This is a genomic window from Gordonia sp. DT30, from assembly GCF_049844915.1.
Classification (GTDB): domain Bacteria; phylum Actinomycetota; class Actinomycetes; order Mycobacteriales; family Mycobacteriaceae; genus Gordonia.
Genome location: NZ_JBNCLY010000033.1, coordinates 20597 through 30024, shown reverse-complemented (window position 1 = coordinate 30024; position 9428 = coordinate 20597). Strand labels below are relative to the sequence as shown.

The 9428-nt window shown below is 67.1% G+C and carries 9 protein-coding genes; 5 read left to right on the top strand and 4 right to left on the bottom strand.

Annotated features, from left to right (window positions below):
- The 5 genes from ACLQ3C_RS20400 to ACLQ3C_RS20380 form a co-directional block, all read left to right on the top strand.
- Positions 1–859: DUF222 domain-containing protein (locus ACLQ3C_RS20400; protein WP_425706925.1), on the top strand; the 859-nt coding region annotated here is incomplete at its 5' end.
- Between the two features lie 139 nt (positions 860–998).
- Positions 999–1448, top strand: a complete 450-nt coding sequence (locus ACLQ3C_RS20395; RefSeq protein WP_425706924.1) for a MerR family transcriptional regulator — start codon at positions 999–1001, stop codon at positions 1446–1448.
- Between the two features lie 15 nt (positions 1449–1463).
- Positions 1464–2492 carry an aldo/keto reductase gene (locus tag ACLQ3C_RS20390; RefSeq protein ID WP_425706923.1) on the top strand — a complete coding sequence of 343 codons (1029 nt, stop codon included), beginning with the start codon at positions 1464–1466 and terminating at the stop codon, positions 2490–2492.
- 61 nt (positions 2493–2553) lie between these two features.
- Positions 2554–2943, top strand: a complete 390-nt coding sequence (locus ACLQ3C_RS20385) for a PPOX class F420-dependent oxidoreductase (RefSeq protein ID WP_425706922.1) — start codon at positions 2554–2556, stop codon at positions 2941–2943.
- Positions 2944–3108: 165 nt separating this feature from the next.
- Positions 3109–5133: a CocE/NonD family hydrolase gene (locus ACLQ3C_RS20380; RefSeq protein WP_425706921.1), complete on the top strand. Its 2025-nt coding sequence runs from the start codon at positions 3109–3111 to the stop codon at positions 5131–5133.
- 50 nt (positions 5134–5183) lie between these two features.
- Here the strand turns inward: ACLQ3C_RS20380 and ACLQ3C_RS20375 are convergent, their stop codons facing one another.
- From ACLQ3C_RS20375 to ACLQ3C_RS20360, 4 genes are read right to left on the bottom strand one after another with little or no spacing between them, the layout of a single operon-like run.
- A complete protein-coding gene (locus ACLQ3C_RS20375; protein WP_425706920.1) occupies positions 5184–5954 on the bottom strand; it encodes a DUF1684 domain-containing protein in 771 nt (256 codons plus the stop codon).
- Positions 5902–6999 (bottom strand): LLM class flavin-dependent oxidoreductase, encoded by a 1098-nt coding sequence (locus ACLQ3C_RS20370; protein ID WP_425706919.1) that lies wholly within the window; start codon positions 6997–6999, stop codon positions 5902–5904. The genes ACLQ3C_RS20375 and ACLQ3C_RS20370 overlap by 53 nt, the downstream gene beginning before the upstream one ends.
- Positions 6996–8174 (bottom strand): acyl-CoA dehydrogenase family protein, encoded by a 1179-nt coding sequence (locus ACLQ3C_RS20365; RefSeq protein WP_425706918.1) that lies wholly within the window; start codon positions 8172–8174, stop codon positions 6996–6998. Before ACLQ3C_RS20365 ends, ACLQ3C_RS20370 begins: the two co-directional genes overlap by 4 nt.
- The gene (locus ACLQ3C_RS20360; protein ID WP_425706917.1) at positions 8171–9388 is read right to left on the bottom strand and encodes an LLM class flavin-dependent oxidoreductase; all 1218 of its coding nucleotides are present in this window, start codon (positions 9386–9388) and stop codon (positions 8171–8173) included. Before ACLQ3C_RS20360 ends, ACLQ3C_RS20365 begins: the two co-directional genes overlap by 4 nt.
- Between the last annotated feature and the right edge of the window lie 40 nt (positions 9389–9428).

Genomic DNA, 9428 nt, shown 5'->3' with positions numbered 1-9428 from the left:
CGAGCAACGCCGCGACCACACCCGCGCCCTCGTGGCCCAGGCGCTGTCCGGGATGAGTCCCGCCGAAATCGGCAAGCACGCACACCGACTCGGCAACGAACTCGCCGACGACACTGGTGGCATACCTGCCGCCGAAGACAAGGCCAGCAACGAACTCGGCTACCACAAGACCAGCGACGGCCGGCTCGACGTGCGCGCGAATCTCGATGCCGTCGCCGGGGAGAAACTGCACAGCCTCGTCGAAACATTGTCCGCGCCAAAGCCTCAGCCCGACGGCTCACATGATCCACGGCCGGCCGAACGCAAACGTGCTGACGCTCTCGAAACCATCCTCGAGCTCGCCCAAAAGGGCCTCGCCGATGAGACGGTGTCCTGCAAGCCGACCGGTGGGGTGCTGTTGACGATCCCGGCCGACACCCCGAAACTCGCGGCGCTCGAGTTCATGGGATCGGTCACGCCCGCCACCGCGAAAACTCTGGGCTGTGATGCGGGGATCACCGTGGTCATCGTCGACGGCGACGAGGTTCCGCTGAATGTGGGTCGCGAGAAGCGGCTGTTCACTCCATCACAACGAAAAGCGTTGCTGCTGCGCGACAAATGCTGCATCAAGTGTGGTGCGCCCGCATCGCGCACCCAGGCGCACCACCTCGTCAGCTGGGTTGACGGCGGGGCCACCGACCTCGACAACGGATGCCTCCTATGCACCAGCTGCCACCACGACGTACACGACGCCGGGTGGGATGTCGTGATGGGCTTCGACCGGCACCCATGGCTCATCCCGCCCGCCACGGTCGATCCCCGACGACGACCGTTACCGGCCTACAACCGGCGCACTCTACGTCTCGACGACGCTGCCTGACACCCGCCGCCTGACCACGCTCGCTGCCTGACCATGCTTCCGCGGAAGTATCTACGTACCTTGACAACTCCATAGTGAAGGCCCTACCGGCGTTGAGCCCTCTTGACCTGGAGTGCACTCCAAGCCTTAGTTTGGTTTCATGTCCTCTTCCGACGACCTGTCCATCGCCGAGGTTTCCGCGCGCACCGGCCTGACCCGCGACACCCTGCGCTGGTATGAGTCCGAAGGTTTGATCCCCGCGGTCCCGCGCACCTCGGCCGGGGTACGCCGCTACGACGACGCGACCGTCCGCATGATCGAGTTGCTCGTCCGGCTGCGGCGCACCGGGATGTCGGTGGCCCACATGCGTGACTTCGTCACCATGGTCGGCCAGGGTGCGCGCACGCACGGTCGGCGGATGCGACTCCTGGAGGATCATCGCGAGGAGATCGAGTCGCGCATCCGTGAACTCATCGATGACCTCGGTGCCGTCGATGCCAAGATCACCCACTACCAACGGCTCATCGACGCCGGCCTGGACTGCGCCGAACAACCCATCACCGATCCCGACGAACTCGACCAACAACAGCGCACTGGCGACATCAACTGAACAGGAGCCACATTCATGGCAACCACCCTCCTCGGCGACGGACTCGAGACCTCCATACTGGGTTTCGGCGCGATGGCCGTCACCCACGTCTACGGCGGCACCGACGACGCCGCCGCGCTGGCCGTGCTGAACGCCGCCGTCGATGCCGGTATCACCTTCATCGACACCGCCGACGTCTACGGCGCTCCCGCTCCCGGCACGAACGGGCCCGCCGGAACCAACGAGCAGTTGATCAGCCGACTACTCGCCGACCGTCGCGACGAGGTCACTCTCGCAACGAAATTCGGCATCACCGGGCGGGTGCCCCTGCCCGGCGACGAGAGCCCCAAACCGACCCGCGGCGACGCAGCGTACGTCCGCGACTCCATCGACAACTCCTTGCGTAGACTCCGCACCGACGTCATCGACCTCTGGTACCTGCATCGGCGTGATCCGGACGTCCCGATCGAGGAAACGGTCGCCGCGATGGCCGAACACGTGGCCGCCGGAAAGGTACGCCACCTCGGGCTCTCCGAGGTCACCGCCTCCGAACTGCGTGCGGCCCACGCGGTCCACCCGATCGCGGCAGTCCAGAGCGAGTGGAGTCTGTGGTCGCGTGACGTCGAGAAGAATGTGGTTCCCACGTGTGCCGAACTCGGAATCGGTTTCGTCCCGTATTCGCCGCTGGGACGCGGATTCCTCACCGGCACACTGACGCGGAAGCAGGTCGCCGCCGACATTCGCGGCAACACCACGCGCATCGGTGACAACTGGGACGCCAATCAACGTGCCCTACAAGTGATCACCGAGGTGGCCACCCGGCGAGAGGCCACCAACGCGCAAGTCGCCCTGGCATGGCTGTACGCGTCGGGCCGCCGCATCGGACTGCCGGTGGTCCCCATCCCGGGCACGCGATCGACGACGCGGCTGTTGGAGAATCTGGCCGCGGCCGATCTCGCGCTCGACGACGCCGACCTGACCCAGTTGGACAAGGTGGTCGACGCGGTCACCGGGTCACGCAACATCGTCGCCGACCCGGCCTGGATCTCCTCGGGCCGCGAATAGACCGGCGAAGAGCCCTTCACCACGCCACCACCGGCAACCCGACACGACCGAAAGCACCGCCGTGACCACGATCCCCGCCACCCACATCGACCTCCTCGAGCGTCCGCTCTACGCCCACCTCGCCACCACCCGCCCGGATATCACCCCACAGGTCAATCCCATGTGGTTCGCCTGGGACGGTGAACGCGCGTACTTCACCAACACCACGACCCGCCAGAAGTACCGAAACGTGACCGCCCACCCCGACGTGGCGTTCTCGATCACCGACCCGGACCTGCCATACCGCTACCTCGAAGTGCGCGGCGTCGTCGAACGCATCGACGACGACTCCTCTGGCACATTCTTCGCCTCACTCGCCCAGCGATACGGACTCACCACCGACGGCCCGCCCGGCGATGTCGCCGACCGGGTCGTCTACGTGGTGCGACCGACCGCCACCAGCCACCAGTAGTCACGCCCCGAAGGCCCCGGATCGCCCCGGATCGCCCCGACCGATCTCGGGTGAAGCCCTCCGACATGTGAGCGAAACCAGGATGGACGCCATCTGGTGACACAGACCACTCCGCTGATACGCTTTGGCCCGTTCGTCTCACTAGAAGATTTCGGGGATCAGACGATGCGAATTCGTGCAGTGGTGGTTACAGCGTTGCTCTCGGCGGTCACGCTCCTACTCGTTCCGGGGACGGCGGGTGCCGCCACCTCGCAGCCCGACGGCGGAACCGCCGCCCAACGGTGGCGACAATCCCACGACGGTCCGCACCCCCACCCCGGCGTGTCCATCCAATGGGATGTACCGATCCGCATGAGCGACGGGAAAGTGCTGCGCGCCAACGTCTACCGGCCGGTCGGCGCCAGCCAGCACCCGATCGGGGCGAAGACGCCCGTCATCGTCAACATGACCCCGTACACCAAGATGATCACCGCTCTGAGCGCGGCCGTCATGCAACATCCGGTCCTCGAGCCCTACTTGAAGCAGATCACCTCGGCGATCAATCTGCATGGCACGCCCATCGACGGCATCAACATGCTCGCCCGGACGGCCGGTGACGGCGGCGTCCGCAACTTCTCCGTCGACTACGACCTCGTCCGCAGCGGCTACACCTACGTCGTCGCCGACGTCCGGGGCACCGGGTTCTCCGAGGGCCGGTGGGATGTCTTCCAGGACCGCGAGCAGCGCGACACCACCGAGGTCATCGACTGGGCATCCAAGCAGCCCTGGTCCAACGGGAAAGTGGGGATGTCGGGCGTCTCCTACTCGGGCATCAATCAGATCCAGGCTGCCAACAAGCGTCCGGCCGCCCTCAAGGCGATCTTCCCCGTCGAACCCGGCGGCGACCTCATCCGTGACATCGTCGCCCCGGGCGGCGCGCTGGGCGTCGGATTCCTGCCGGCGTGGCTGGCGCTGGTCAACACCACCAAGATGATCCCGAACGTGGCGTCGATGCTCAACGGCACGTTCGACTGGACCTGGCTCGCCGACCGCATCTCCGACCCGGCGACCTTCTATCCGCAACTGTTCGCGGCGTTGCTCACTCCCGACATCCCGTCGGTACCCAGCTATCTACGAGATCTGCTGCGCAGCGATTCACCGCCACGGCAAGCATGGGACGCGCACGCCGAGCGGATCAACACTCCGACGTTCATCTACGGCGGATGGTTCGACCTCTTCACCAACTCCGAGGTGAAGATGTACAACGGCATTCCCCTTGCACCGGGCAAGAAGCAGCTCATGATGGGCGACGGCTATCACCTGACAATGGGTGGTGGACAAGGCGATCCGGGCACCCCACCACGACTCGACGTCCTGCAGAAGGCGTGGTTCGACAAGTGGCTCAAGGGTGACGACAACGGCATCGACGACTACGGACCGGTCAATCTCAAGCAGGTCGGCGACTCCTGGATCACGGCACAGCAATTCCCGCGCGCCGGCATGACCCATCAGCGCCTGTACCTCGGTGACCGGCGCAGCGGCACCGCGCCGTACGCGGTCCGCGACGGCAGCCTGAGCCCCGCCGCCACGAATTCCCGCGGGGGGCTGACGGTCTCGCCGGGACTCGCCACCCTCTGCTCCCGGGACTCGGCGCAACAGATGGCCGGTATCACCGCCATCTTCCCGTTCTGCGCCGACGACGCACGCATCGCCGAACGTGCGGCGCTGAGCTTCACCACACCACCGGTCACGGGCACCCGCAGTGTCAGCGGTTACAGCAACGTGCACCTCAACGCGGTCATGGACGCCACCGACGGCTACTGGACGGCCACCCTCAACGACGTGGCACCCGATGGCACGTCCAAGGTGATCAGTTCCGGGCAGATCATGGCGTCGCTGCGGGCATTCGACCGCAGTCAGTCGCAGTTCGCGCCCAACGGTGACGTGATCGATCCGTTCTACACGCTCACTCTCGCGTCGCGGCAACGTGTCACGCCGGGCAAGCCGGTCGGTATCGACATCGGCCTGCTTCCGACCGAGGCGCGCATCGCCCCCGGCCACCGGCTCCGCGTCGACGTGTTCGCGATGAATCTGCCACGCGGACTTCCGTTGCGGCCGTTGCTGAACGAGTCCGGGCTGCGACCGCAACACATCCAGCTCGACCCGAGCAACCTGAGCTTCGTGAACGTGCCGCTGTCGCAGCCACTCTGAACTCCGACCTCACCGCGGGGGCTTGACCGCCCCCGCGGTCACGGCGGCACTCAGCCGCGTCGTTGCACCCGCCGTTCACCCGCCGCGATCGGGACGTCGAGCCGGTTGCCGGCCGGCGGCAACGGGCACAGATAGTGTGCGGCAAAGGTACTCGGCGGCAGGTACGCCCGATTGAGGTCAACGGTGACATGACCGGAGGCGTCCGGCGCATCGAGTGTCAGGAAACGGAAGGCTGCATTGGGTCCACCGCTGGTGGCGTCGGCGAAGCTGATGTGCAGCCGGCCCTCCGGTGCGTCGAACGCGTCCAGCACGACCTGCCGACCATCGAGATCGAAGGTCACCTGCCCGATCAGGACCTCGTCGGTCCTCGAGCCGTCGGCATGGTCGATCGTCACCACCGGTGCCGGATCATGCGCGGTGTAGGTGGCTTCGACGATCCGGTCGGGATCGGCCGGAAAGGTGTCGATACCCAGGAATGCGGTACGGGTGTCGGCTTCGGGATCGAAGACCCGGACGCCGATCCCCCGTGCACCGGCCATCGCACGGACCTGCACCCCACCGAGGTCGAGGGTCGCCCCGACCGCGAGTGTGCGGGTATCGGCGGAACTCCCGGAACTCGCAGGAAGTCCGGATACGACCGCCCGGTCGTCGCCGTCGACCGCCCAAGTGCCGGCGACCGTGGGCAGCGACACCGGTTCGGTGCCCAGCCAATGGGTTCCGACCACCGAGGTCAGACCGTGGGGAGCGGCGGCCGCCGCTTCCCGTTCGTCATGCCAGTCCTGCCATCCGGTGAGCAGTTCCTCGGCTGTGGATGTCGTCATGATCGCCTTTCGTCAGGGGGCGGTTGCTGCTCTGTGGTCGCCACCCCAGATGGGGTGCGACCTTGTCGACTACGTCGGTCAGCAACCGAATGTTCTCGGACACAGTGAATTCCGGCGGCAGGAACAGCACCAGTTCGTCGGCCGCGGCCACCGCGCGGTCGGCCAGGAGGTCGTCGACGACGCGCGCCGGATCACCGTGGTACACCGGGCACATCGCGAAACCGTCGGGCAGCGCGCGTGGCGCGAGGGCACCGGCCGGGCGCGATGCGCCGGGCCCCTCACGACGCCGCTGTTCGTCGTATTCCCGGTAGCGACGGGCCGATTCGGGTGTGGTCGCCGGCAGGACCGACCTGCTGACACCGATCCGGGCGCGGGCCGGCTGCGGAACCGTCTGCCGATAGTGCTCGATCATCAAGGCGTGATACTCGGCGAAGTCGAGTCCCCGGGTCTCGCTGATGATCGTGCCCAGCAAGAGGTTCAGCTGCTGACGCGCGGTACGTTCGGCGGCGTCGACCGTCGTCGATCCGTAATAGATCCGGTCGATCAGGGTGTCGCTGTGCGGCCGGACCCGTAACGGTTCACCGCCGTCACCGCCGGCGGTCGCGTCGGAATATCCGACCACCTCACCCCGGACGGCGGCGAGGAAGCGGGCGAGGCGACGTTGTGCCTCGGCGCGGGCATCGTCGACCGGCGCACCGAACACAGAGTCGAAATCTCCTGTGCCGGTGGAGATCGCCAGCTTCAGCCGCCGTCCGGTGAGCAGGTCCGCGGTGGCGGCGGCCTCGGCGAGCAGGATGGGATTCTCGTAGCGCATCGCGATCACGGCGGTGCCCAGCGAGATCCGTGAGGTGTGCTGCCCCACCGCCGCCAGGAACGTCAACGGGTTGGCCAGATAGTTGTCGAAGTGACGTTGATACACCCAGCCGGTGTCGAAACCCAGGTCCTCGGCGGCCTCGAACAATGCGATCCCGTCACGCAGGCCTTGCTCGTCGTCGCCGGTGCGGAACGAGATCCGCGCGTTGAAACCCAGCGCCAACCGGCTCATGTCGCCGGAGCGGACAGTGACCCGACGTCGAGCACGCGCCGTCCGGCGGCGACCAGCGCGGTGTCCTCCTGCGGCGGATGTACCCGGACGCACAGCACGTCGCGCAGATGCCGTTCCAGCGGATTGTGCCGGGTCAGAGCCGCATTGCCGAGCGCGGCGACCGCGGTGTTGGCCGCACTGGTGACCGCCCGCGCGATGGCCACCTTGATCACCGACAGTTGCGCGACGAACTCCGGCTCGTACTCGGCGCGTGCGAGCGCACCGAAGAGCAACGTCTCCGCGGTCGCGATCTGCGTGTCGATCTCACCGGCGACACACTGGATGCGCTCGGTCGTCGCGATCGGCCGCCCCAGCGCCGACGGCACGCGGGAACGGGCAAAATCGACGAATGCGGTGCGTGCAGCACGCGCCACACCGATGTAGAGCGCCGGATGTCCGAAACTCCCGGCCCCGGCTGCCGCCGCCGGATCACGATAGACGCCGTCGACTCGCGGGATCTCGATGAAGTTCTCCAGCGGCACCCGCACCCCGTCATAGATGACGTCGTGGGTGTTGGATGCCCGCAGCCCCAGGTGATCCCACGTCTCCAGCCACGAGATGCCGGGGCTGGTGGCGTCGACGAGGAGGTGCCCGACCCGTCCGTCGTCGGTAGCCACCCAGACCTGATGGAAGGCCAGGCCCGTGCCGCCGGTGGCAAACGACTTGTGGCCGTGGAGAACCCAGTGGTCATCCGAACGCGTGGCGGTGGTCGCGGGGAGGCCGCCGCGCGCCGGTGCCCCCAGTTCGGGTTCGGCGCGGGTCGCGTTCACCAGCGTCGGCTCATCCACCGACCGCCCTACGAGCTCTCGGTAGAGTTGCTCGGGCCATTGCCTCCCGAGCGCCTGGGCACTGTGTCCGGCAAGGGTATTCGCGGTGATGAGGGCGACCGAGGGGTCGCCCTCCCCGAGCGCGATGAGGATGCGCGCGACGTCGGCGGGGCCGAGGCCGGGACCGCCGTAGTCGGTGGCGACGGTCGCGGTCAGCAGTCCGGCGCGGTGGGCGACCTGCAGGCCGGCCGCCGGAAAAGCGCCACTGCGGTCGTACTCGGCGGCGGTGGCGGCCACCTCTTCGGTCACCGCCGACAACGCCGCCGGAGACAGATCGGGAACCGTCAGCTCGACGGACGCGGTGGTCATGACCGCACTCCGGCAGCAACCCCGGAGGCAACGGCTTGCGAGGCAAAGGCTCCCGGATTGTCGGCCTGGAGTCGCCCACGTGTGCCGGTCGCGGCCCGGTGGGCCAGTTCCTGACGAACCAGCGGCAGCACGTACCGGCCGTAGTCGATGGCGTCGTTGAGTGTGTCGTAACCGCGGATCGACACCAGGTCGGCACCGAGGTCGATGTAGTCGACGATCGCCGCGGCCACCGTCTCGGGTGTCCCGACGAGTGCGGTGGAGGCGCCGGCCGCGTTGGTGGCCGCGGCGGTGCGGGTCCACAGCGCCCGGTCGTAGATCTCGCCGCGGCGGGCGAACTCCAGCGCCCGTTGCGATCCCACGTTCTGTGGCTCTCCGCCGAAACGCTTCTTGGACGACCGTACCGACTTCTCGAAGGTGGCCGCGATCTGGTCGACGTAGCGGTGTGCCTTCTCCCAGGCGAGATCCTCGGTACGGTCGATGATCGGACGGAAGGTCACCCAGATGCGTGGCCGGGTGGTACGCCCGGCTGCCGCGGCGATGCCGTGGACACGTTCGATCTGACTCCTGATGTCGGCCAGCGGCTCACCCCAGAAGCTGAAGATGTCGGCTTTGGCACCGCCGACGTCGAAGGACTGATCGGAGGAGCCGCCGATCGAGATCGGGATGGTCGGACCATAGGTCGGGAAACCCGGTCCGAAATCCTCGAATCGATAGAACTCGCCGTCGTGGTCGAACGGCTCGGTCGCCCGCCACGCCTGCCGCAGCAGGTCGATGTACTCCGACGAACGCGCGTAACGCTGCTCCTTGGTGAGATAGTCGCCGTGGCGTGCCTGCTCGGCATCGCTGCCCCCGGAGATGATGTGCACCACCGCGCGCCCCTCGGTCAGCTGATCGAGTGTTGCCAGTTTCTGCGCCGCCACCAGCGGATGGGTGGTGTTGGGCCGCAACGCAACGATCGGGCGGATCCGGTCGCTGAGCTGTCCGACGGCCGCAGCCAGGACGAACGAATCCGCGGTGGCCGACCCGTACGGCAGCAGCGTGTAGTCGTACCCGCCGTCCTCCAGGGCCCGGACGTACTTGCGGAAGAACGGCAGGTCGATCTCACGGGTGGGTACCGGGTTCAGTTCGGTGGACGAATTGAGATGCGTCAGGCTGATGAATTCGACGGTGTCGGACGCGGTCGCCGGGATCGCGTCGTCGGTGGTGATGGTCAAGGAAGCACCTTTCTCGAGTGGGGGTTCTCCGGGTGTCGGC

Coding starts and splice junctions, on each gene's coding strand:
- ACLQ3C_RS20370 (WP_425706919.1), bottom strand. CDS start 6,999: ATGAGCCGGTTGGCGCTGGGTTTCAACGCGCGGATCTCGTTCCGCACC.
- ACLQ3C_RS20390 (WP_425706923.1), top strand. CDS start 1,464: ATGGCAACCACCCTCCTCGGCGACGGACTCGAGACCTCCATACTGGGT.
- ACLQ3C_RS20395 (WP_425706924.1), top strand. CDS start 999: ATGTCCTCTTCCGACGACCTGTCCATCGCCGAGGTTTCCGCGCGCACC.
- ACLQ3C_RS20365 (WP_425706918.1), bottom strand. CDS start 8,174: ATGACCACCGCGTCCGTCGAGCTGACGGTTCCCGATCTGTCTCCGGCG.
- ACLQ3C_RS20380 (WP_425706921.1), top strand. CDS start 3,109: ATGCGAATTCGTGCAGTGGTGGTTACAGCGTTGCTCTCGGCGGTCACG.
- ACLQ3C_RS20375 (WP_425706920.1), bottom strand. CDS start 5,954: ATGACGACATCCACAGCCGAGGAACTGCTCACCGGATGGCAGGACTGG.